At 64.1% G+C, this 21,357-nt stretch carries 20 protein-coding genes; 10 read left to right on the forward strand and 10 right to left on the reverse strand.

What is annotated here, in order from left to right:
- Nucleotides 1-7 precede the first annotated feature (7 nt).
- The 4 genes from OWC48_RS14350 (at nt 8) to OWC48_RS14365 (ending at nt 6,767) form a co-directional block, all read left to right on the forward strand.
- Complete coding sequence (locus tag OWC48_RS14350; protein WP_282520579.1) at nt 8-1,237, forward strand: cytochrome P450; 1,230 nt, start codon at nt 8-10, stop codon at nt 1,235-1,237.
- Nucleotides 1,238-1,369: 132 nt separating this feature from the next.
- Nucleotides 1,370-5,029 (forward strand): AsmA-like C-terminal region-containing protein, encoded by a 3,660-nt coding sequence (locus OWC48_RS14355; protein WP_282520580.1) that lies wholly within the window; start codon nt 1,370-1,372, stop codon nt 5,027-5,029.
- A gap of 354 nt (nt 5,030-5,383) precedes the next feature.
- The gene (locus OWC48_RS14360) at nt 5,384-6,502 is read left to right on the forward strand and encodes a DUF2336 domain-containing protein (RefSeq protein WP_282520581.1); all 1,119 of its coding nucleotides are present in this window, start codon (nt 5,384-5,386) and stop codon (nt 6,500-6,502) included.
- A 19-nt stretch (nt 6,503-6,521) separates the two neighbouring features.
- The gene (locus tag OWC48_RS14365) at nt 6,522-6,767 is read left to right on the forward strand and encodes a hypothetical protein (RefSeq protein WP_282520582.1); all 246 of its coding nucleotides are present in this window, start codon (nt 6,522-6,524) and stop codon (nt 6,765-6,767) included.
- A 16-nt stretch (nt 6,768-6,783) separates the two neighbouring features.
- On the opposite strand, the gene OWC48_RS14370 is transcribed toward OWC48_RS14365, so the two are convergent.
- Both OWC48_RS14370 and OWC48_RS14375 read right to left on the reverse strand, forming a co-directional pair.
- The gene (locus tag OWC48_RS14370; protein ID WP_282520583.1) at nt 6,784-8,109 is read right to left on the reverse strand and encodes an MFS transporter; all 1,326 of its coding nucleotides are present in this window, start codon (nt 8,107-8,109) and stop codon (nt 6,784-6,786) included.
- A gap of 380 nt (nt 8,110-8,489) precedes the next feature.
- Complete coding sequence (locus OWC48_RS14375) at nt 8,490-9,227, reverse strand: 3-oxoacyl-ACP reductase family protein (protein ID WP_282520584.1); 738 nt, start codon at nt 9,225-9,227, stop codon at nt 8,490-8,492.
- Nucleotides 9,228-9,325: 98 nt separating this feature from the next.
- Between OWC48_RS14375 and OWC48_RS14380 the strand changes: the two genes are divergently transcribed.
- The 3 genes from OWC48_RS14380 to OWC48_RS14390 all read left to right on the forward strand — a co-directional run bounded on the left by OWC48_RS14380 (nt 9,326) and on the right by OWC48_RS14390 (nt 11,383).
- Nucleotides 9,326-9,919, forward strand: coding sequence for a TetR/AcrR family transcriptional regulator (locus OWC48_RS14380; RefSeq protein ID WP_282520585.1), 594 nt, complete (start codon nt 9,326-9,328; stop codon nt 9,917-9,919).
- 148 nt (nt 9,920-10,067) lie between these two features.
- Entirely contained in the window at nt 10,068-10,496 is a 429-nt protein-coding gene (locus tag OWC48_RS14385) for a universal stress protein (RefSeq protein WP_071910488.1), read from the forward strand.
- Nucleotides 10,497-10,897: 401 nt separating this feature from the next.
- Nucleotides 10,898-11,383 carry a YkgB family protein gene (locus tag OWC48_RS14390; RefSeq protein ID WP_282520874.1) on the forward strand — a complete coding sequence of 162 codons (486 nt, stop codon included), beginning with the start codon at nt 10,898-10,900 and terminating at the stop codon, nt 11,381-11,383.
- 12 nt (nt 11,384-11,395) lie between these two features.
- Here OWC48_RS14390 and OWC48_RS14395 read toward each other — a convergent pair whose 3' ends face one another.
- From OWC48_RS14395 to OWC48_RS14405, 3 genes are all read right to left on the reverse strand, one after another.
- Nucleotides 11,396-11,893: a GNAT family N-acetyltransferase gene (locus OWC48_RS14395; RefSeq protein ID WP_282520586.1), complete on the reverse strand. Its 498-nt coding sequence runs from the start codon at nt 11,891-11,893 to the stop codon at nt 11,396-11,398.
- Nucleotides 11,894-11,957: 64 nt separating this feature from the next.
- Nucleotides 11,958-13,664 (reverse strand): ATP-binding protein, encoded by a 1,707-nt coding sequence (locus OWC48_RS14400; RefSeq protein WP_282520587.1) that lies wholly within the window; start codon nt 13,662-13,664, stop codon nt 11,958-11,960.
- Nucleotides 13,661-15,175 carry an ATPase domain-containing protein gene (locus OWC48_RS14405; protein WP_282520588.1) on the reverse strand — a complete coding sequence of 505 codons (1,515 nt, stop codon included), beginning with the start codon at nt 15,173-15,175 and terminating at the stop codon, nt 13,661-13,663. The genes OWC48_RS14400 and OWC48_RS14405 overlap by 4 nt, the downstream gene beginning before the upstream one ends.
- A 609-nt stretch (nt 15,176-15,784) precedes the next feature.
- On the opposite strand from OWC48_RS14405, the gene OWC48_RS14410 reads away from it, so the two are divergent.
- Nucleotides 15,785-15,964 (forward strand): hypothetical protein, encoded by a 180-nt coding sequence (locus OWC48_RS14410; RefSeq protein ID WP_404979755.1) that lies wholly within the window; start codon nt 15,785-15,787, stop codon nt 15,962-15,964.
- Between the two features lie 164 nt (nt 15,965-16,128).
- Nucleotides 16,129-16,884, forward strand: coding sequence for an outer membrane protein (locus OWC48_RS14415; RefSeq protein WP_282520589.1), 756 nt, complete (start codon nt 16,129-16,131; stop codon nt 16,882-16,884).
- 94 nt (nt 16,885-16,978) lie between these two features.
- Here OWC48_RS14415 and OWC48_RS14420 read toward each other — a convergent pair whose 3' ends face one another.
- Nucleotides 16,979-17,602, reverse strand: a complete 624-nt coding sequence (locus tag OWC48_RS14420) for a helix-turn-helix domain-containing protein (RefSeq protein ID WP_282520590.1) — start codon at nt 17,600-17,602, stop codon at nt 16,979-16,981.
- 501 nt (nt 17,603-18,103) lie between these two features.
- On the opposite strand from OWC48_RS14420, the gene OWC48_RS14425 reads away from it, so the two are divergent.
- On the forward strand, nt 18,104-18,391 hold the full coding sequence (locus OWC48_RS14425; RefSeq protein ID WP_282520591.1) for a DUF3551 domain-containing protein: 288 nt from the start codon (nt 18,104-18,106) through the stop codon (nt 18,389-18,391).
- A 197-nt stretch (nt 18,392-18,588) separates the two neighbouring features.
- Here OWC48_RS14425 and OWC48_RS14430 read toward each other — a convergent pair whose 3' ends face one another.
- The 4 genes from OWC48_RS14430 to OWC48_RS14445 all read right to left on the reverse strand — a co-directional run bounded on the left by OWC48_RS14430 (nt 18,589) and on the right by OWC48_RS14445 (nt 21,329).
- On the reverse strand, nt 18,589-20,460 hold the full coding sequence (locus tag OWC48_RS14430) for a ferrous iron transporter B (protein WP_282520592.1): 1,872 nt from the start codon (nt 20,458-20,460) through the stop codon (nt 18,589-18,591).
- 38 nt (nt 20,461-20,498) lie between these two features.
- A complete protein-coding gene (locus tag OWC48_RS14435) occupies nt 20,499-20,774 on the reverse strand; it encodes a FeoA family protein (RefSeq protein ID WP_282520593.1) in 276 nt (91 codons plus the stop codon).
- Nucleotides 20,775-20,889: 115 nt separating this feature from the next.
- Nucleotides 20,890-21,144, reverse strand: a complete 255-nt coding sequence (locus OWC48_RS14440) for a ribbon-helix-helix domain-containing protein (RefSeq protein ID WP_282520594.1) — start codon at nt 21,142-21,144, stop codon at nt 20,890-20,892.
- Nucleotides 21,141-21,329 (reverse strand): DUF4169 family protein, encoded by a 189-nt coding sequence (locus OWC48_RS14445; protein ID WP_028156439.1) that lies wholly within the window; start codon nt 21,327-21,329, stop codon nt 21,141-21,143. The genes OWC48_RS14440 and OWC48_RS14445 overlap by 4 nt, the downstream gene beginning before the upstream one ends.
- Between the last annotated feature and the right edge of the window lie 28 nt (nt 21,330-21,357).

The raw sequence follows: 21,357 nt of genomic DNA on the forward strand, positions 1-21,357 counted from the left end.
GGTCACCATGAACGAGCAAGTGCAACCCGCAGGCGGACCGCTGTTCAATCCGCTGTCGCCGGACTTCATCCGCGATCCCTATCCACACTACGACCGGCTGCGCACGGTCGAGCCGATCCATGTGACGCCGTTCGGCCAGTTCGTCGCCAGCCGCCATGCCGACGTCAGCTTCGTGATGCGCGACAAGCGCTTCGGCAAGGACTTTGTCGAGCGCTCCAAGCGCCGCTATAGCCCTGCCATCATGGACGAGCCGGTGTTCCGCAGCATGAGCCACTGGATGCTGCAATCCGATCCGCCCGACCACACCCGCTTGCGCGGCCTCGTCGTGAAGGCCTTCACCGCCCGCCGCGTCGAGGACATGCGGCCGCGGATCCAGGCGATCGTCGACCAGGCCATCGATGCCGTGATCGAGCGCGGCCACATGGACCTGATCGAGGATTTCGCCTTCCGCCTGCCGGTCACCATCATCTGCGACATGCTCGGAATCCCCGAGGACCATCGCGAGACCTTCTACAACAGCTCGCGCGATGGCGGCCGCCTGCTCGATCCCGTGCCGCTCACGCCGGAGGAGATCGCGAAGGGCAACGCCGGCAACATGATGGCGCAGATGTATTTCCAGCAGCTGTTCGAGCTGCGCCGCCGCAATCCTGGCGACGATCTCATCACCCAGCTGGTGCAGGCCGAGGAAGACGGCAACAAGCTCACCAACGAGGAATTGACCGCCAACATCATCCTGCTGTTCGGCGCCGGCCACGAGACCACCGTCAATCTGATCGGAAACGGCCTGCTCGCGCTGCATCGCAATCCGGATCAGCTCGCGCTCCTGAAGGCGCGGCCCGAGTTGATGGTCAACGCGATCGAGGAATTCTTGCGCTACGATTCCTCGGTGCAGATGACCGGACGCGTGACGCTGGAGGACATCGAGGATCTCGGCGGCAAGAGCATCCCCAAGGGCGAGACCGTGCTCTGCCTGCTCGGCTCGGCCAACCGCGATCCGGCGGTCTACCCTGATCGCCCCGACCGGCTCGACGTCACCAGGCCCAATGTCAAGCCGCTGTCGTTCGGCGGCGGCATCCATTTCTGCCTGGGCGCCCAATTGGCGCGCATCGAGGCCGAAATCGCCCTCGCGACGCTGCTGCGGCGGCTGCCGGATCTGCGCATCGACGACGTCGAGAACCCGGAATGGCGCCCGACCTTCGTGCTGCGCGGCCTGAAACGCCTGCCGGCGAGCTGGTGATGGCCGGCCCCGTTAACCTCCGCGCGCAACAGTCGCTGTGACTTCGCCACACTTCCCCTTATATAAGGGGCTGTTCCGGCGCGCCTGAGGCCCTCAGGTTCGGCCCGGGCCGGTTTGGCCGAGGGGAGACCCGTGCAGACGACGCTGCTCGGATTGGCGATTGCCTTCATCATTGCGCTGCTGACCGCGCTGATCGGGCCTTACTTCATCGACTGGAACCAGTTCAGGCCCCAGTTCGAGGCGGAGGCGGGCACGATCATGGGCGTGCCGGTGCGGGTGGCGGGCGAGCTGGATGCGCGGCTGCTGCCGGCGCCGACGCTGCGGCTGCGCTCGGTCACCTTCGGCGGCAACAATGACCTCGGCCGTCTGCGCGCCGACAAGCTCGACGTCGAGTTCAGCCTGAGCTCGCTGATGCGCGGTGAATGGCGCGCTACCGAGCTGACCGTCAACGGCATGGCGGTGGATCTCGGCCTGGATGCCAAAGGACGGGTCGATTTGCCGTCCACCGCGAGCGGCACCTTCAATCTGGCCTCGCTTGCGATCGAACGGCTGAACCTCACCGGCCGCATCGCCCTGCATGATGCCGCCAGCCGCTCGACGCTGGAATTGAACGACATCACCTTTTCCGGCGACGTGCGCTCGCTGGCCGGCTCGGTCCGCGGCGATGGCAGTTTCACCGCCACCGGGGTGCGCTATCCGTTCCGCGTCTCCTCCGGCCCAAGCGCCGACGGCAGCGCCACCCGTCTCCACCTCAACATCGATCCCGGCGAGCGCGCGATCTTGGCCGATCTCGAAGGCGTGCTCGCCTTCGACAACCGCCTGCCGAAATTCGACGGCGCGCTGACGCTCGCTGTGCCTCCGGTCAAGAAGGCGGGCACGGCGGGGCCGACACCCTGGAAGCTCACGGCAAAGCTCAAGGCCGATCCGGCCGGCGCCAAATTCGATCAGATCGACGCGAGCTTCGGCGCCGAGGACAACGCGCTCAAGTTTGGCGGTGTCGGCGATGTCAGGTTCGGCGCTTCGCCGCTGCTGCGCGCGGTGCTGTCGGCGCGCCAGGTCGATGCCGACAAGCTGGCGGGCAAGGATGATGCCGAGCCGCAGCGCGTCCTGCCGGCGCTGCGCGCGGGCCTTGCGGCGATCCCGCAGGCGCCGATGCCGGCGCAGATCGAGTTCAACTCCGATCAGATCATGCTGGGCGGGCGTCCGCTCCAGAACATCACGGCGGAGCTTCAGACCGACGGAAGGTCCTGGACGTTCCAGCGGCTCGAGCTGCGCGCGCCCGGCATGACGCAGCTCTCGCTCAACGGCGCAACGCCCGGCGCCGACAGCTTTAGCGGCCGTCTCAGCGTCGAGTCGTCCGATCCCGATACGCTGGTGGCCTGGCTCCAGGGCCGCAGCGAGATCAACCGCCGCAGCACGCGCCCGCTACGCCTTGCCGGCGACGTGACCATCGCCGCCAACCATCTCGCCGTCGACAGGCTGAAGGCCGAGATCGAGGGCGGCGCGGTGGAGGGCCGCATCGGCTTCGTCCAGACCGGCGCGAGCAAGGGCTCGCGGATCGACGCCGAGCTCAAGGCCGACCGTCTCGACCTCGATGCCGCCGCAAGCTTCGTGCGCGCGCTCGCGGGGCCGCAGGGCGAATGGCCCGAGGAAGCCAAGCTCGCGCTCGACGTCGGCCGCGCGATGTCGGCCGGACAGGAGCTGCGGCCGTTCACGGCGAAGCTCGGCTACGGTCCGGCGGCGCTGTCGCTGGAGCAGTTGCGGTTCGGCCAGGCGAGCGGGGTGACCACCGAAGCGAGCGGCAGCTTCGACCGCGTTCATGCCACCGGCAAGCTCGCGCTGAAATCCTCGGCCAATTCGCTGCGTGAGCTCACCGCGCTGCTCGAGCCGATTGCGCCTTCGGTGCGCGCGCGGTTCGACGCCATGCCGTCATTGCCCGGCGCGACGCGGTTGAAGCTCGACCTCAGCCTCGACAAGAACGCCGACCATGCCGATCGCAACGACGCGCGCGCCGTGCTCGATCTCGATGCGCCGCAGCTCAAGGCCACCGCGACGCTGGCCGGGCAGACGCCGGTGGCGGCGGTCAACGGCATCGACATCGACCGCTTGCGCAACAGCGACTTCACGCTGGACTCGAAAATCTCGACGCCGAAGGCCGGCACATTGCTGGCGCTGCTCGGCCTCGATCGCGTCGCCGCCGCGGGCGAGGGCGCCTCGCAGTTCGAAGGCCGGTTGAGCGGCGCGTGGCGCCGGCCGTTGCAATTGAACGCAAAGCTCAGTGGCGGCGGGCTGGATGCGGATGCGCAAGGCAGCATCGAATTGCCGGACTTCAATTCGTCCCAGCCGAAGGCCAGCGTGAATTTGCGCGTACGCAATGCCAATCTGGCGCCGCTGTTCGGGACCAGTCCAACCGACAGATCGGTGCAGAGCGTCAACCTGTCCTCGCGCGTCGGCCTCTCCGGCAACCGCCTGACCTTCGACGATCTCGACAGCAGCGCGGCCGGCTCGCATCTGCGCGGGCATCTCGCGGTGACGCTCGATCAGGAGAAGAGCGTCGATGGCGAAATCGGCCTCGACGCGCTCGATCTTGCGCCCGCGTTCGCAATGGCCATCGGCGCCGCCGGACGTGATGCCGGTGATCCCCTGAGTGCGGGGCTGCTCGGCGGCTGGCGCGGCCGCATCGCCTTCCAGGCCTTGCAAGGCACCTTGCCCGACGGCATCGAGCTGCGCCCCGTCGGCGGCACGATCCGGAGCGACGGCCAGTCGCTCGCGCTCGACGCGCTCAAGGGTGGTGTCGGCGGCGGTGAGATGTCGGCGAGCTTCGACGCGCGCAATGGCGCCAATGGCATTGCGCTGAACGCGCGTATCGAGCTCAGAAACGTCAATGCGGCGGCGCTGCGCTACCGCGATCTCGCCTTGCCCAAGGGACGTGCCTCGGTGCAGATGGCCTTGACCAGCCAGGGCCGCAGCGTTGCGGCGTTGACCGGCGCGCTCGCCGGCAATGGCACGGTGACGCTCGAGGCCGCGGAAATCAGCGGCCTCAATCCGCGCGCCTTCGAGATCGCCATCCGCGCCAGCGACGGCGGCCAGGTTGCCGACGACAACAGGCTGCGGCAGCTCGTCGAACCCGCGCTGTCGGCAGGTCCGATCGCGGTCGCCTCGGCGCAGATCCCGTTCACGATCCGCGACGGGCGCCTGCGCGTCGGCGCGACACCGCTGGAAGCAAAGAACGCCCGGGCGATCGTCTCCGGCGGCTACGACATCCCCGCCGACCAGGCCGACATCCGCGCCAGCCTGACGCCGATCATGACCGGACTTTCCGGCGCGCCACCGGAGATCCAGCTGTTCGCGGCAGGTCCTCCCGACAGGCTCAACCGCACCGTCGATGTCGCGCCGCTGTCGTCCTGGCTCGCGGTGCGCACGATCGATCGCGAGACGCGGCGGCTCGACGCGATCGAGCGTGGCGAGCCGCCGCCGGCGACTGCGGCGCTGCCGACGCTGGTCTCGCCCGACCCGGTGCCCGAGCCGTCGCTGACCGACGTGCCGTTGCCCGGCCGCGATCCGCGCCGCGCGCCGCCGAAGCCAAAGGCCGCGCCGATGCCGAAGGCGCCGCAGGCCGCCCCCGCGGTGCCAAGTCCTTCAATCGCAAGTCCTCCACTGACAAGCCCGCCGCTCGCGAGCCAGCAGATCGCGCCGCTGCCGCCGCCGATCGAAGTGAGGCCGGCACCAGGCCCGCCGCCCGCAAAACCCAAGCCGAAGCCGCCGCTGGTGCTGACGCCGTCGAATCCGTGAGGCGGCGGGCAATGTTGTCGTGGCCATCCTTCGAGACGCCCGCCGTTGGCGGGCTCCTCAGGATGAGGTCTCGTTTCGCCGTGAAATCCTAGACTTTCATGGTGAGGAGCGCCGTTTACAGCGCGTCTCGAACCATAAGGCCGAGCAGCTTCGCAGTCCCCATCATCCTTTGCCGCCGCGGACGCCTTGCCCGCCGGTAAACCCATTCCCGCGCATTTTAACGAATTTTGCCCGGCAAAACTGATCTGCCGACTTTACCGGATTCTCGCGTTTGTTCCCTAGTCTCTGTTCCCAGAGGAATTCGGCGTCCCGCCAGCACGAGCGGGATGGCTAGCCAAGAACTGGGGTATCGAGATGAACGGGGCAAAATCGCTTCTGCAAGATCTGGACGACGCCATCGCGCGCGGCACCGACGAGAGCCGGGCGAAGGCGTTGTGGCATGCGACCGACATCCTGATCACCGGCCGCTACAGCGACGACGAGATCAGCATGTTCGGCGAGGTCATCGGGCGGCTTGCCGACGAGATCGAGGTCGCCGCGCGGGCGCAGCTCTCGGACGTGATGTCGGCGTGTGATCACGCGCCGCTCAACGTCATCGCAAAGCTCGCCCTCGACGACGAGATCGACGTGGCCGGTCCGGTGCTGCGCGACTCCAGTCGGATCAACGAGAAGATGCTGGTCGAGAGTGCCATGACCAAGGGCCAGGCGCATCTGCTTGCGATCGCCCAGCGCAAGTCGATCGGCGAAGCCGTCACCGACGTGCTGGTCAAGCGCGGCGACCAGGCGGTCGTGACCTCCGTCGCCAAAAACGAGGGCGCGCGCTTCTCCGGTTCGGGCCTGCTGCACATGGTCCGGCGCGCCGAGGGTGACTCGATCCTCGCCGAGCAGCTCGGCCTGCGCAAGGACGTGCCGCGCCACATCTTCCAGCAGCTCATTTCCAAGGCGTCGGAAGACGTCCGCCGCCGCCTCGAGAGCGAGCGGCCCGAGATGATGTCGCAGATCCAGAGCTCGGTGACCGACGTCACCGGCGATCTCCAGTCCAAGTTCGGCCCGTCCTCGCGCAGCTATTTCGTCGCCAAGCGCGTGGTGACGACGCAGTACCGCCAGGGCAACCTCAACCAGGACTCGATCTCGAACTATGCGCGCCAGCACCGTTTCGACGAGGTGCAGATCGGCCTGTCGCTGTTGTCGTCGCTTCCGGTCGACGTGATCGAGCGCGCGATGATGGACCGCAATCGCGAGATACTTCTGGTGCTGTGCAAGGCGCTCGACTTCTCGTGGGACACGACCATGTCGCTGCTGTTCCTCGGCGCCAAGGATCATCTGATCACGGCGCGCGAGCTTCATGACAGCGAGCGCGAGTTCGGCAAGCTCAAGATCGAGACGTCGCGCAGCATTCTGAAGTTCTACCAGTCGCGCAAGACCGGCGCGGGTGCCGATACGGGCCGTCAGCCCGAGCTCCAGGTGCACTGAGCAAGAGGGGAGTATTGCAATGTTGCCTCAATTCGGCACTGCGGTTCGCAAGAACAAGATCCTCAACAAGAGCCTTCCCGTCGATGCCGGCGGTTCGGCCCCCGAGAAGGCTTCCGTCGACGCCGCCTGGCTCGTGCTCGAAGCCGCCAACGATCTCGGCGACCACGCCGCGATCGCAGCCTGCCGCCGGGTCATCGACGCCGAGCTGAACGGTACGGTGGCGGGCAGCGCGGATATCGATCTCGTGCTCGGCTATTTCAGGTAGCGACGATCACCAACGTCTAGTGCGCCATCGCGATGTCGCCGGACACTTGCTCGCGTCTTGCATCGATGCGTAGCAGCACGACAACGACTGCGCCCACCAGCGCGCAGCCCGCGAGCAAAAGAAGACCCGCGGTAAAACTGCCAGTTAAATCCTTCAGGTAGCCCATTGCGTAAGGACCGGCGAAACCGGAAAGATTTCCAAGCGAGTTGATCGCGGCGATGCCGGCGGCAGCCGATGCTCCCGTTAAAAAGCTCGCCGGCAGCGGCCAAAACATCGGGGGGACCGCGGAAACGCCGATCTGTGCGAAGCAAAGCAATGCCATGACAAGGACGGAGTTGGAAACGAGACCTGCCACTCCGATCCCCACCGCTGCCATCAACAGTGCCGCAGCGACGTGACCCTTTCGTTCCATGGTCCGATCGGAATGACGACCAAGCAGCACCATGCCCGCGGCCCCGAAAATAAAGGGCAGCGCCGCCAGCAAGCCGGTCTGGGTATCACTGACGCCAAAACCCTTGATGATGGTTGGCAGGAAGAACGCTACGCCGTAACTTGCAGCATTCAGGCAGAAGTACACCAGAGCGCACAACAAAATGCGGTAATCGGTGAGCGCCTGACCCAATGACAGGTGTTCGACCTTCTCTTTGTTTCGCTTCTCGGTGGCCTGCACGTCTTCCAGCCAGGCAATCTCGTCTTGTTGCAGCCAGCGGGCCTGGCGCGGAAAATCAGTCAGATAGAGCAGGACGCAGATGCCTACCACGACCGACGGCAGCGCCTCGAGAATGAACAGCCACTGCCAGCCTTCCAATCCCAAACCGGTCACGCCGAGCAGAAGCCCGGAGATGGGCGATCCGATGATGGACGAGATCGGGATCGCCAGCATGAACAGGCTGATGACCCGAGCCCGGTAAACCGCCGGGAACCACAGCGTCAGATAGAAGATGATGCCCGGAAAGAATCCTGCCTCGCAGGCGCCGAGCAGCAACCGAAGAGAGTAGAAGACGCCCGTCGTCGGTATTCCCGTCGCTGCCGATATCGATGGGATGAATGCGAAGGCCGCCGAGACGATCCCCCACGTAATCATGATGCGGGCGATCCAGACGCGCGCGCCGACTCTTTCCAGGAAGATGTTGGAGGGGACTTCAAACAGGAAATACCCGACGAAGAACAAGCCCGCGCCCAGTCCGAACGCTGCTTCACTTAAACCCAGCGCCTGGTTCATGTGCAGCTTGGCAAAGCCGACATTGACGCGGTCAAGATAGGCCACGAAATAGCAGACGATCAGGAACGGTATGAGCCGCCACATCACCTTGCCAATGACACGCTTCTCGACGTCTTGCATCGCAAAGCCTCCCGCTTGATCACCGGAACCCGCTCAACATCCGGGCGGCGTTGCAAAACAATGACGGGTGCGAACGATGAGTGCAAACGGCATTTTGACGTTCAAGCCAAAGTGACAGTTGTGCTGTCATGCTCCGAAGCTGGAGGAGGGACGAAGCATGCGACACGTTCCATCTAACGCTCGGGCGGCCCAGGCATCGGCCGCCCGCCATGATGATCGCGAACATCATCCTATTTTGCCATCGCCATCCTGGCCGACTCGATCTTCGCCTTGGCGGCATCGAGTTTGAAGCTCGCGCCCTTCTGCGTCTGCGGAAACGCGATCGCAGTCACGGCCAGCTTCTCAACCTCCTGTTGGACGAACACGAAGAGCCAGAATGTCTAGGCGTTCGCGCCGCCGTCGACGGTCAAGGTCGAGCCGGTGATGTATTTTGCCTTCGCGCTCGCCAGGAATGCCACGGCATTCGCGATGTCATCCGTCGCACCATACCGGCCCAGTGCCATGAACTGTTTCAGCGTCTCCGCGGTCGGGCCGCTCGCGGGGTTCATGTCGGTGTCGATCGATCCCGGCTGCACCAGATTGACCGTGACGTCCCTGGGACCGAGCTCCCGCGCGAGCGCCTTCGTGAACGCTGCAAGCGCCGACTTCGACGCCGCATACACGCCGAGCACCGGCGCGGGCACGCGGTCGGCGAAATAGCTGCCGATGGTGATGATGCGGCCGCCTTTGCCGAGATGGGGCAGCGCGGCCTTGCTCGCGATCATCGGCGAGCGCACGTTGACGTCCAGCAGCGCATCGATGTCGGCGAGCGAGATATCGTTGAGGCCGCCCAGGCGCAAAATGCCGGCGTTATTGACCAGGATATCAAGCCCGCCCAACTCCTTGACGGTCTTCTCGACCGAGGCCTGAACGGCAGCGACATCGGCGCTGTCGGCCTGGATCGCAACGGCTTTGCGCCCGCCTGCCTTGATGGCGTCCACGATCTTCGCGGCACTGTCTGCGGACTTCTCGTAAGTGATTGCAACATCGGCGCCTTCCGCGGCCAGCGCTTTTGCAATGCCTGCTCCGATTCCCCTGCTTGCGCCCGTCACCAGGGCCCGTTTTCCAGCCAGATTCATTTCATCTCTCCAATTCTGTAACGATCGACACAGAATATGTGGAGTCTTGAACGGGCGCGTCAAGTCAATTATGTGTTGATCATTACAGAAAGGGCGAGATGGCCGGACGACCCCGGGAATTCGATCGAGAGGCAGCCCTCGAAGCCGCCATGTTCCTGTTTTGGCGCAAGGGTTTCGAGGCGGCCTCGATGCACGACCTCTGCGACGCCATGGGCGTCCGCTCGCCGAGCCTCTATGCGGCCTTCGAAAGCAAGGAGGCGCTCTATCTCGCCGCGATCGAGCATTACGTCCAGACCCAGGGACCTCCGGTGTGGGACAAGCTCGCGGACGGAAAAACCGCGCGCGAGGGCATCGAGCACCTGCTGATCGGGGCGACCGAGACCCTGCCGAAATCCCGGACCGCGCCGGCCGGCTGCATGGCCGTGCTCGGCGCCGTCAGCGACGAATGGCCGGCCACCATTGCCCGCGCGATCAGGAAGGTCCGCCTCGACATGCTGGGCAATCTGCGTGCGCGGATCGAAGGCGCGGTCGGCAGCGGCGAGCTGCCTGCCGCAACCGACATCGATGCGCTGAGCCGGTTCTACCTGAGTGTGTTTCAGGGCATGGCCATCCAGGCCAAGGACGGCGCGACGCCTGAGGAGTTGAGAGGCGTAGCGAAGGCGGCCATGGCGATGTGGCCGGGCGAGCGGTAGCTCGCGGCCTGTAGCATGGGTTTCGCTCCGCTCTATCCATCCTACGAGCTGGGCCGAGAGATTGATCTATCTCAAGACCGCATCCGAAACGCGAGCCCAGCTTACATTCGGAAGGCAGCGATACGTCCAGACAGGCGGGAGGTGAAGCATGTACCGGCACATTCTCATTCCGACAGATGGGTCGGAGCTAGCGGAGCACGGCGTGGCGCATGGGTTGGCGCTGGCGAAATCCCTTGGAGCCAAGGTATCTCTAATCTTCGTTGTGGAGCCGTTTTCAGAAATGACAGGGCGGTTCCGTGAAGCAGTCGCAACATATGCCGAGCTGCGCAAGGAACAGGCCACGAGCACATTGGATCGCGCGGCAAATGCGGCCAAGGAGGCCGGCGTTTCCTGCGAACCGATTCAAGTGGAGAACGGGCAACCCCATCAAGCCATCATCGCAGCAGCCGAGAATAAAGGTTGCGATCTCATCGTGATGTCATCCCATGGCCGCAGCGGACTCTCCATGCTTCTCATCGGTAGCGTGACAAACAAGGTGCTGGCGCAGGCGAAAACTCCCGTACTGATTTGTCCGTGAATGTGCGGACCTGCTGACAGAGTTCTCGCTCGCCGCGAGGACTAGAAAACTCAACGGCCGCATAAACCGGCTTGTCTGCTTTTCGTCATCTGCGGGCCTTACCTGCCGGTCAGGCCTTGTCGGCCCGGCACCCGGGTAGCCGGTGACAGTGCACTCAACTCGAAGCAGCGGACCCCCGTGTGCATCAATTGAATGCACTGTCACCGCAATTGCGGCGACGGCTAGAGCCTGTCGATCCGAAATGCGCGAGTCTCGATCGCGGCGCGAACACGCGCGTTGCACGCAGCTGTGATCCGTGGAACCCGCCGCGCATGTAACGACAGGCGCTCCCCTCCGAATAGCTCGTAGCGGACGCTTCGTTCGCCAACAGATGGATGCGCAATCCGGGGAGAAATCGTCGCATGATGGGATTCAACGTCGCGGAAAATGGTGGAGGCTCTTATCGTCCGCTCGCCATTCTCCGCTGGGTCATGGTGGTCATATTCGTATCGTTTGGAATGCAGAAATTCACACTGCAATCCGCACAGGGCATCGCCCAGTTCATCAGCAACAGCCCGTTCATCTCCTGGCTGTCGGTATTCGGCCTGAGGGGAGAGGCCTATGTTCTCGGTGTCGCCGAATTCGTGATTGCGGCGCTGCTCGTGGCCGGTGCGTTCAATCCGGTCTTGTCCGCGCTCGGTTCATTCATGGGCGTGGTGACGTTCGCGGTCACGTGGTCGTTCTTCTTCACGACGCCGGGCGTCGTCACATGGAGCCTTTCGACCGATCCGATGGCGTGGAATCTGGCCGGCGAGTTCCTGTTCAAGGACATCGTCCTGCTGTGTGTCTGCGCGGTGTTGTTTCTGGCCTCCTTGCCTCAATCGGTTGTCCGGCTCCGCACCGGCTGAGCGTTCCGCCTCTCACCACCGGATGCGGTAGATCACGACGGCTTCGCCGTGATGCGTCGTGCTCTTCTCGAGGATATAGTTCGACTTCTCCAGCACGCGGCGGGATGCGCCATGCCCGACAAAGACGAGGCCGATGAGGGACGGCAGCTCGAGTTGCGACAGCCCGATCTCGGTCAGCGCCGTCGCGATCTCGCTCGCAAGGCCCTGACCCCAGAATTCGCGCTTGAACGTGTAGGCAATCTCGACCTCGTCCACGCCATCGACGAGGATGTGCCGGATGCCCGCTCGCCCGGCGAAGGCGCCGTCCTTCGTTCGCAGCACCCACAGCCCAAAACCGTGCTGGTCCCAATGCGCCATGTTGGTCTCGAGATACGTCTTGGTGACCTCGGGTGCACGCACGCCGCCGAGATAGCGGGACACCTCGGCATCGAGATGCAGCGCGACGAGATCGGCAAGGTGATCCTCGCGCAGCTTTTCGGCGGTCAATCTGTCGGTGCTGAAGCGGTCCATGGAGACTGATAGCCGCTTTGGAGGCCGGTCGTCGATCGCTTTCGCGATGCGACACCGCGCGACATCAGCGCCGGCTGGACCGCTTGGACTCCGTGTCGCGCCCGGGTTCTGACTTTGCCGCGCCGAGCGCCGCGGCCAGCTCGTCGATATGGTAGGGTTTCGGCAGGATCTGCAGACCCGCCAATTCGGCGTCGTGAACTGCGGCGTCGGAGTATCCGCTGGTCAGAAGCACGGGTATGTCGCTTCGCCTTCGTTTGATTTCCCGCGCCAGCTCGACCCCATTCATGCCGCCGGGCATCATGATATCGGAAAAGACGAGGTCGACGGCGCGGCCGTCGGCGAGGGCACCGAGCGCGGCGGCGCCACTCGCCGCGTGCGTGACCTCGTAACCGAGCTGGCCCAGCATCTCGCTCACCAATGCGGCCACCTCGTCATCGTCTTCGACCAGAAGGATGCGGCCGTGATTGCTCTTTTTCGGCCGCGCCATGTTGAGATCGATGAGGTGTCGCTCCCTGGAAGGAATGCTGAGCGATCGCGGCAAATAGAGCTCGATGCTGGTGCCTTGGCCGACTTCCGATCGAATGCGGACCGTCCCCCGTGACTGCGTCGCGAATCCATGGACCTGGGCAAGCCCGAGCCCCGAGCCCTTTCCGACCTCCTTGGTCGTGAAGAATGGTTCGAAAACGCGTGACAGGATCTCCGGACTCATGCCGACACCCGTATCGACCACGGACAGGCGCACGTAGTCTCCGGCGATCTGCTCGTCATTCAGATCGGGCAGATTTTCCCCGCGCACGCGAATCGTGCCGCCATTGGGCATGGCGTCGCGGGCGTTGACGGCGAGGTTGAGGATCACGAGCTCGAGCTCGCCGGGATCGACCTCCACCGGCCAGAGCGTGTCCGGAAAATCGAACTCGACATGGACGTCGCCTCTCAGGCTGCGGTCGAGCAATTCGCGCATGCCGCCCATCTGCGAGGCGACGTCGACGGGCTCCGGCCGGAGCGTCTGGCGGCGGGAGAACGCAAGAAGCTGCCTGGTCAGGCTGGCCCCGCGCTGGGCGGCCTGGACCATCCCGTCCATGAGCCGGCGGCGACGGGCGGGATCGGTCTGGCGGTCGAGCATGTCGAGGCCGCCGGAGATCACCATCAGCAGATTGTTGAAGTCGTGCGCCACCCCGCCGGTCAGCTGTCCGATGGCTTCGATCTTCTGGGCTTGCCGAAGCGTCTCCTCGACCCGCGCGCGCTCGTTCATCTCCAGGCGCAATTGCTTATTGGCTTCCGCGAGGGCCCGCGTGCGCTCGACCACCAGCGTTTCGAGCTCCTGAGCCGCCTGTTCGCGCGCCGCGAGCAGGGCCCGGATTTCATATTGGCGCCGCCGTGCGCGCAGTGCCGATTGAATGGTGCTGGTCAGCGTCATCGGCTGAACCGGCCGCTCGAGCAGCGAAACGTTGCGGAGAAGCGCGACAATGCTGCGGCGCCAGGCGAGGACGGCCGGCTGCTCGCGATGGCTGGTCAGGACGACGAAGGGCAGGTCGGACCAGGGCGGCTGGCTCTCGATCCATTGCGCCAGCGGCGACGTGTCTTTCCCGAACAGCGCTTCCTCGGCAAGGAAAACGGCGCCGACGCCGGCTGCCATCTCGCTGACGAGTTCGGGCAGACTGCGGCAGCTGCTCGCTTCCAGGTGCGAACTCCGGAACAGCTCGACGGAGGCAAGCCCGTCGCGCCCGATCGGAGCAAAGACGAGAACATGGTGATCTCGCTCAACGCTCATTCAACCGACCCTTCGGGCTTGGGTGACCCGGTGTAACGCGGATTGCCGGAGAAGATGCCGCTGAACTCCCTCAGCGGCGGGCCGAGCGTGATGCCGGCGCGGCTGAGCCGAAATTCGCGGATGGTGTGCTCGTGTTGGCCGCTGCGCTTCTTGACGACAGACAGGGCGCGCCGCACCGTTCCGCTGACCTCGAAATAGCGCAGCATGAGCACCGAATCGCTGAGATAGCTGATGTCGAGAGGCGTATCCATCGGACCGACGAGGCCATGCTGGGCGAGGACCAGGATGGTCAGCACACCCTGCTGCCCCAAATAGCTCAGGAGTTCGTGCATCTGCAGGATGAGAAATCGCTCGTCGGGCATCGCGGCCAGATAGCCGTTGAGGCTGTCGATGATGACGAGGCGGGCCTTGTCGACCTCGACGCTCTTTCGCACGTTCGCGGCGAACTCACCCGGTGACAGCTCGGCGGGATCGATCTGCTGAAACCGGACATGGCCGGAATCGACGTGTTCTTGCAGGGGCAGGCCAAGTGTCCGGGCGCGCGCTTCGACCGTGCCGCGGCCTTCATCGAACGCGAAGAACACCGCGTGCTCGCCACGTTCGGCCGCCGCGATCGCATAGGTGAGCGCAACCGATGATTTCCCCACGCCGGCGGCGCCGATGAGCAGCGCATTGGTGCCGCGCTCGAGACCGCCTCCCAGGAGCTGGTCGAGCTCGGCGTTGCCGCTGGGGGTGAACTCGCCGACGAAGGTCTTGTGATGCTCGGCCGCCACCAGGCGAGGGAATATCCGCAAGCCGCCTTGCTCGATCGTGAAATCGTGGTACCCGCCGCGAAACCGGATGCCGCGCATCTTGATCACGCGGAGCCGGCGCCGCTCGGCGCCGTAGTCGATCGCGAGCTGTTCGAGCATCACCACGCCATGCGCAATGGAATGGAGCTGCAGATCGTCCTGAGATGACGAGAGATCGTCGAGCAGGACCACCGTGCAATTGCGGTTGGTGAAGAAATGTTTCAGCGCCAGCACCTGCCGCCTGTAGCGAAGCGGGTTCTGGGCAAGCAGGCGCAACTCGGACAGGCTGTCGAGCACCACGCGGGTAGGATTGATCCGCTCGACCTCCTTGAAAACAAGGTTTGTCGTTTCGCTCAGCTCCATCTCGGCGGGATGAAACACCGTGAGCTCGCGTTCCGGATCGAGCGTCGTCTCCGGCGGGACCAGTTCGAAGATGTCGATGCCGTCCAGCGACCAGCCGTGCCGCTGCGCCACGAGGTCCAGCTCGTGCTTGGTTTCGGACAGCGAAACGTAGAGCACGCGCTCTCCGTCCCGCACCCCCCTCAGCAGGAACTGGAGTGCGATCGTGGTCTTGCCCGTGCCGGGCCGCCCCTCGTAGAGATACATCCGGTTGGAGTCGAACCCGCCCCCCAGGATGTCGTCCAGGCCGGCGCTACCGGTCGATATTCTGGACACCTCTTGGGGCGCACTGTCTGCAACAGTGTCGGATGGACTGCTCATTGAACCCCCTGACGCTTCGAAAAGGGGCGCCACCGCCCCTACGCGAGTTCCAAGGCGCGCTTGTTGACAGGGCTCGCGCTTGGTCGAGCCGAAGGCCTTGGGAAGGAACTCTCAGGGAAGGAACTCTCAGCTCGGCGCCGGGTTCCTTGCTCATCGGGATGGTCGGCTCTGCATCGCGATGCTGATCGAGGCCAAAGACGGTATCGTACCGCCACTCGCAGGATGGAGCAGGTCGCGAGCTGGATGTCGCTGAAGCCGATGATGCCATCGTGATCGTGTCTTGCCAGGCGGGTCAACTGGCCCCGCAGCCCGGATGAACCGCGCGCCGCTCATCCATCGCGCAGTGTCCTCCGCCACATCGGCCTCGATGATGACGCCGACGATAGGCTTCTGCCGCAGCTCTGCCCAACGTTTCAATCGCCGCATCAAGTCGTCAAGTAGCGACTTGATCTGAATCAAGCGCCGCGATCAGGGCCGCACGACAACCGCCTCTGTGCGGTTTGTGAGAAGCTGGTGCGTGCGATGATCCCGACCTGGTACGTCACCTTTGAAGTGCAAAAGCGGGGCATCCTGCCGAGACAGCGGAGTCCTCGCGAGACGAGGACGTTTGTGACGGAGCACGAGGCAAAGCTGTTCGCGCGCGCAAAACTCGACGAAGGCCTCGCTGTCTTTGCGGGCACGATCAATCCCCACCTTCCCCGGCGGCTCATTCCAGCGTCCGGCATCAACGCGTGGCTTGCCGAAGGACAGGAAAGCGCTGCACCGCCCGGAGCTACGGATACCGACTAAGCACATTGCCGTGCACAGCGATGGCGCTTGGGTGTTGCCATTTTGGTACGGGTCGAAAATCCCCTTGCACGTAAACTTCTGGATGTTCGCGGCGCTTAAGCACGTTAACCCGCATAAGGGCCCGCTTTCTGAACCAAGAAGATTCGAGCAAAGGGGATAGGATGATGAAAAGGCTCTCGATGGCTGCGATCGGCTTCGCGGCGCTGAGCATGGCGGCTCCGGCCATGGCGGCCGACATGGCCGTTAAGGCACCGCCGCCGGCACCGATGGTGGCGGTCTATAATTGGAGCGGATTCTATATTGGCGCCAACGGAGGTTGGGGGCAGAGCCATAATTGCGTGGATTTCGTCACGCTCGCAGGAACAGTGGGAGGCGGTTGCGCTGATCGCTCCGGGGGTCTCGTCGGCGGCCAGATCGGATATCGCTGGCAAACCAATCAGTTTGTGCTTGGGTTGGAAGCACAGGGCGATTGGGCGGAGATCAAGAACACGCGCGTGAGCCTGATTGATCCGCTGATTTCGACCACGGGGAAAACCGATGGCATCGGCCTGTTCACGGCCCAACTCGGATGGGCATGGAACGCGTCACTGCTCTACGTGAAGGGTGGCGCGGCCGTCACTCGCAATCGCTTTGATGTATTCAACAACATCACCGGAGTCGGCCTGGCCTCGGCAGGTCACACGCGCTGGGGCGGCGCCTTGGGTGTCGGCTGGGAATACGGCTTCTCACCGAACTGGACCGTCGGTGTTGAATACGACCATCTCTGGATGGGGAATGACAACACCTCCTTCGCAGGCGTGGTCACGCCCGGAGGGCGCACCCTCCTCGGCACCGGGGTCAGCCAGGATGTGGACATGGTCACGCTTCGGTTGAACTATCGCTTCGGCGGTTATGGTGCTGGTTATGGTGCTCGCTACTGAGCTGGTGTCTTCCCAGTGACTTCAGGCCCCGGCATGGACCGGGGCCTTTTTCATGGGAAGCGCGAAACCGCGAGGATGTCCGTCGCTTCCAGCGTCAGTTCCGACGGTCGAACCCGGCGAGTTGTTGCCTGTCCATGAGCACGATGTGACGCTGGTTGTTGTCGATGAATGCGAGGACCCCAAGCTCGCGCAAATGCGAGAGAGATCGCGAGACGGTCTCGAGCGTCAGACCGAGATAATCCGCGATGTCGCGCCTCGACATCGGCAGCGCGAGGACGCCTGCGGCGGTGAGTCGCCTGTCCATCTCGATCAGAAAGGCGGCAACCCGCTCCAGCGACGTCTTGCGTCCAAGCAGCAGCATGTGGTCTTCGGCATGCCGGAGGTTCGTCATGGTCATATGGAGCAGGCTTCCGGTCAAGGTGCCGTCGCTCCCGGCAACAGCGTCGAGGCTCTCCCGCCTGATCAGCCGCACGGTCGTGTCCGTCACCGCTTCCGTCGTGAAACGATGGACACCGCCATTCGTCAGCCCGAAGGTGTCGCCGGGAATATGAAACGCATTGATCTGCCGGCGCCCGTCCGACAGCAGCTTGTAGCTTCGTACTGTGCCTGACTTGACCTGGTAGATGTATTCGGCGGGCTCCTTCTCGCCATAGATCTCGCTGCCGCGCCTGTAGGTGAATTCCCTCAGGCTGACCATCGGATTCGAGGCGGCGCTCATTCCGAGTTCGCTAAGAGAATGCGGGCGGGGAAGGGAGACCGGGGTCGCGTGCATCAGCATTGGACCAACTCCTCAATCTCATGGCGATCGGGTTTGTCAGTCGCGGAGCATGTGCTGACACGGGGGCAGTGTCGCGCGGCTCTTGTTCCTGATATCGAGCTTGTTCGAAAGCAGGACGAGTGACTATCGTCCTAAGGTTCATTGTACCAACGGACAGGACGAGTTTTGGCATGTCGCGATACGCCGCCTTGATCTAGCGCAACTTGAGGCCTCGTAGGCTTTCCATGCTTCGATGGCTGGACTTCACCAGCTCACGGAGGCAACTATGGATGCAGGACGACTTACTGCGGCAGCAGCCGCATTCGCGTGTGCGGCCTCGTGCACCCTGCCTTAGATCCGTTGATTTTGGTTGGGACCGCGCGCGCCCGATTGTGTTGATGTTCGCAGCCGGAAGGCAGGTTGGCGCGCAGCAACCGACAGAACTTGAATCAGGAGATGAAGATGACCCGCCTGCTTTTCGCAATTCTATCGGTTAGCTCAATTCTGGTATCGGCGGCCTCGATCTCGTCTGCGGCCGAACGCCAGTATCGCCATGGCAACGTCGCCCCGGGTGTTCCTGATAGCTACTGCTTGCAGGGGCGGATTTGGGGATACCCAGGCAATTGCCAATTCGCGACCTATGAGCAGTGCATGGCAACCGCCTCAGGGATCAATGCCTATTGCGGCGTCAATCCGAGCTACGCGTTCGCGCGTCAGCGCGACCCTCGCGGTCAGTGGTATCCGCGCTAGCGGATCTCGATCCCGGCCTGATCCCGGTCTTGGCAATTCTTCGATGATACCATTGTGCCAGTGTTTTGCCCGACGGTGCAACCGGCGCGCATTAGTCCTTGGCCCGGGTGGTTTTTGCACATGCGTAAGCCATTGATTTCACAACCCTCGTCTACTGTGCATGGGGTTGTTTTCGCAGTTTTGGTTTGAGAGGGGCCTTATCCCGCCCCCAACGCGACCGCGACGTTGTAGGTCAGGAGGCTCGCGGCATAGGCCAGCACCAGCATGTAGAAGAAGGTCACGGCCATCCAGGTCCAGCTTCCGGTCTCGCGCCGGATCACGGCGAGCGTGGAGGCGCATTGCGGGGCGAAGATGTACCAGGCCAGCATCGACATCGCGGTCGCGAGCGACCATTTCGTCGCCAGCACCTGGCCGATCTGCTCGGCCGCTTCCTTGCCGCCTTCGATCGCGTAGACGGTGCCGAGGGCTGCGACCGCGACCTCGCGCGCCGCCATGCCCGGGATCAGCGCGACCGCGATCTGCCAGTTGAAGCCGACCGGCGCGAGCAGGGGCTCGAGCGCCTTGCCGATGATCGCGGCGAGGCTGAAGTCGATCGCGGGTTCGGTGGCGCCCGCGGGCGGCTGCGGGAACGAGGCCAGAAACCAGATCAGCACCATCATCGAGAAGATCGTGGTGCCGGCGCGGTGCAGAAACATTTTCGCCCGCGTGTAGACGCCGATCGCGATCGATTTCAGCCGCGGCATCTTGTAGTCCGGCAGCTCCAGCATGAACGGCGCCGGCGCATAGTCGCGCAGCATGAAGAATTTGATCAGGAACGAGACCAGCAGCGCGCTGGTGATGCCGGCGGCGTAGAGGCCGAACATCACGAGGCCCTGGAGGTTGATGAAGCCCCAGACGTCCCTGGCCGGAATGAAGGCGGAGATGATCAGCGTGTAGACCGGAATGCGCGCCGAGCAGGTCATCAGCGGCGCGATCAGGATCGTGGTCAGCCGGTCGCGCTTGTTGTCGATCACGCGCGTCGCCATGATGCCGGGAATGGCGCAGGCAAAGCTCGACAGCAGCGGAATGAAGGCGCGGCCGTGCAGGCCGGCGCCGCCCATGATGCGGTCCATCAGGAACGCGGCGCGCGCCATGTAGCCGAAGTCTTCCAGCAGCAGGATGAACAGGAAGATGATGATGATCTGCGGCAGGAACACGATGACGCTGCCGACGCCTGAGATCACGCCGTTCTGAAGGAAGCTCTGCAAGAGGCCAGCGGGCAGGGTGGCGTGCACGAACTCGCCGAGCGCGTCGAAGCCGTTGTTGAGCAAGTCCATCAGCGGCTGCGCCCAGGCAAACACCGCCTGGAACATCACGAACAGGATAGCGGCGAGCACGATCAGGCCGCCGACCGGATGCAGCACCACGGCATCGATCCGCGCGGTCCAGGTGTCGGGCCTAGCAGGCAGGCTGACGCAGTCGGCGATGATGCGGTCGGCCTCGCGCTGGGTGGCGCGCAGCTCGGCGACGCTGAGCGCGCGCCAGCTGTTCTCCCGCGGCTCCGCGGCGAGTTTCGCCGAGATCTCGTCCGTCAGCGCCAACAGGTCGGCCGTGCCGCTCTTGCGCACCGCGATCGAGGTGACCACGGGCACGCCGAGCTCCTTGGCGAGCCGCTCCACGTCGACGGTGATGCCGCGGCGGCTCGCGATGTCGAACATGTTGAGCACGAGGATCATCGGCCGCCCGGTGCGCTTCAGCTCCAGCAGCAGGCGGATGGTCAGGCGCAGATTGGTCGAGTCGGCCACGCACAGCACGAGGTCGGGCACGGTCTCGCCGGACGCCTTGCCGAGCACGAAGTCACGGGTGATCTCCTCGTCGGGGCTGCGGCCGCGCAGCGAGTAGGTGCCGGGCAGGTCGACCACCGAGACCTGGCGTCCCAGGGGCGTGACGAAGAAGCCTTCCTTGCGCTCGACGGTGACGCCGGGATAGTTCGCGACTTTCTGTCGACTGCCGGTCAGCGCGTTGAACAGCGACGTCTTGCCGCTGTTCGGCGTGCCCACCAGGGCGAGATGCAGCAGAGGAGCTTCCATGTGATCAAAGGCCTTGGGATCAGATTTCCGGTCGCTGTCTAGGCGACAATGATGGCCATGGCTTCACGACGGCGGATCGCGATCGTGATGTTGTCGACACGGACGGCGATCGGGTCACGCCCGACCAGGCCCTCGTGCAGGACCTCGACCCGGGCGCCCTCGACGAAGCCGAGCTCGATCAGCCGGCTCTCGAGCTCGATGTCCGAGAGCGCCGAGCCCGCATCCCCAGCGGAAAGATGTTGGATGACGCCGATATAGCCGCGCTGGGCCAGGCCCAGCGGGATTCGCGAACGCGTGTCATTGGTGTCGGTCATGCCCTGTATTTTCAACGCAGGGCATTGAGGTCAAGCGCGCGGGTCGGCTGAAACTGCACCTTAGAGTGATTTTAAAGTGCAGAACCGTGAGGCGCCGTTGGAGGACGCCCAACGCCTACTGGGCCGGGACCTTGTCCGCCTGGATCGCGGCCATGGCGCGGCTCTTGAAGTAGTCGAGGACGAACAGGCGGATCGCCGAGGACAGATTGCCCTGCTGGCGGTTGCCGTCGATCTCGCCGACCAGCTCGGACAGCGTCATGTTGCGCAGGCCCGAGATCTCCTTCATGCCGTTCCAGAACGCCTCTTCCAGGCTGACGCTGGTCTTGTGGCCGGCAACCACGATCGACCGTTTCACCACGGGCGACTTCATGACTGATCCTCGCGATCGATCTGATGCTGGTCCAGATGCGCCTTCGCCTTGTCCGCGCGCGTCTCCTCCGCCGACCGCTCCGCCTTCGTGCGGCCGAACTTCGCCCGGTTGACGTCCGCCTGCTTCGCCGTGGCTTCCCGCTCGGCGCGCTTCCTGAAACGATTCAGGTTGATGACGTTCCCCATGCCGCGTCTCCATCATCCGCTCCTCTTC

The sequence above is a fragment of the Bradyrhizobium sp. Arg816 genome, from assembly GCF_029989365.1.
Taxonomy (GTDB): Bacteria; Pseudomonadota; Alphaproteobacteria; order Rhizobiales; family Xanthobacteraceae; genus Bradyrhizobium.

Coding starts and splice junctions, on each gene's coding strand:
- OWC48_RS14350 (WP_282520579.1), top strand. CDS start 8: ATGAACGAGCAAGTGCAACCCGCAGGCGGACCGCTGTTCAATCCGCTG.
- OWC48_RS14360 (WP_282520581.1), top strand. CDS start 5,384: ATGAACGGGGCAAAATCGCTTCTGCAAGATCTGGACGACGCCATCGCG.
- OWC48_RS14365 (WP_282520582.1), top strand. CDS start 6,522: ATGTTGCCTCAATTCGGCACTGCGGTTCGCAAGAACAAGATCCTCAAC.
- OWC48_RS14370 (WP_282520583.1), bottom strand. CDS start 8,109: ATGCAAGACGTCGAGAAGCGTGTCATTGGCAAGGTGATGTGGCGGCTC.
- OWC48_RS14375 (WP_282520584.1), bottom strand. CDS start 9,227: ATGAATCTGGCTGGAAAACGGGCCCTGGTGACGGGCGCAAGCAGGGGA.
- OWC48_RS14380 (WP_282520585.1), top strand. CDS start 9,326: ATGGCCGGACGACCCCGGGAATTCGATCGAGAGGCAGCCCTCGAAGCC.
- OWC48_RS14385 (WP_071910488.1), top strand. CDS start 10,068: ATGTACCGGCACATTCTCATTCCGACAGATGGGTCGGAGCTAGCGGAG.
- OWC48_RS14390 (WP_282520874.1), top strand. CDS start 10,898: ATGATGGGATTCAACGTCGCGGAAAATGGTGGAGGCTCTTATCGTCCG.
- OWC48_RS14395 (WP_282520586.1), bottom strand. CDS start 11,893: ATGGACCGCTTCAGCACCGACAGATTGACCGCCGAAAAGCTGCGCGAG.
- OWC48_RS14400 (WP_282520587.1), bottom strand. CDS start 13,664: ATGAGCGTTGAGCGAGATCACCATGTTCTCGTCTTTGCTCCGATCGGG.
- OWC48_RS14405 (WP_282520588.1), bottom strand. CDS start 15,175: ATGAGCAGTCCATCCGACACTGTTGCAGACAGTGCGCCCCAAGAGGTG.
- OWC48_RS14415 (WP_282520589.1), top strand. CDS start 16,129: ATGAAAAGGCTCTCGATGGCTGCGATCGGCTTCGCGGCGCTGAGCATG.
- OWC48_RS14420 (WP_282520590.1), bottom strand. CDS start 17,602: ATGAGCGCCGCCTCGAATCCGATGGTCAGCCTGAGGGAATTCACCTAC.
- OWC48_RS14425 (WP_282520591.1), top strand. CDS start 18,104: ATGACCCGCCTGCTTTTCGCAATTCTATCGGTTAGCTCAATTCTGGTA.
- OWC48_RS14430 (WP_282520592.1), bottom strand. CDS start 20,460: ATGGAAGCTCCTCTGCTGCATCTCGCCCTGGTGGGCACGCCGAACAGC.
- OWC48_RS14435 (WP_282520593.1), bottom strand. CDS start 20,774: ATGACCGACACCAATGACACGCGTTCGCGAATCCCGCTGGGCCTGGCC.
- OWC48_RS14440 (WP_282520594.1), bottom strand. CDS start 21,144: ATGAAGTCGCCCGTGGTGAAACGGTCGATCGTGGTTGCCGGCCACAAG.
- OWC48_RS14445 (WP_028156439.1), bottom strand. CDS start 21,329: ATGGGGAACGTCATCAACCTGAATCGTTTCAGGAAGCGCGCCGAGCGG.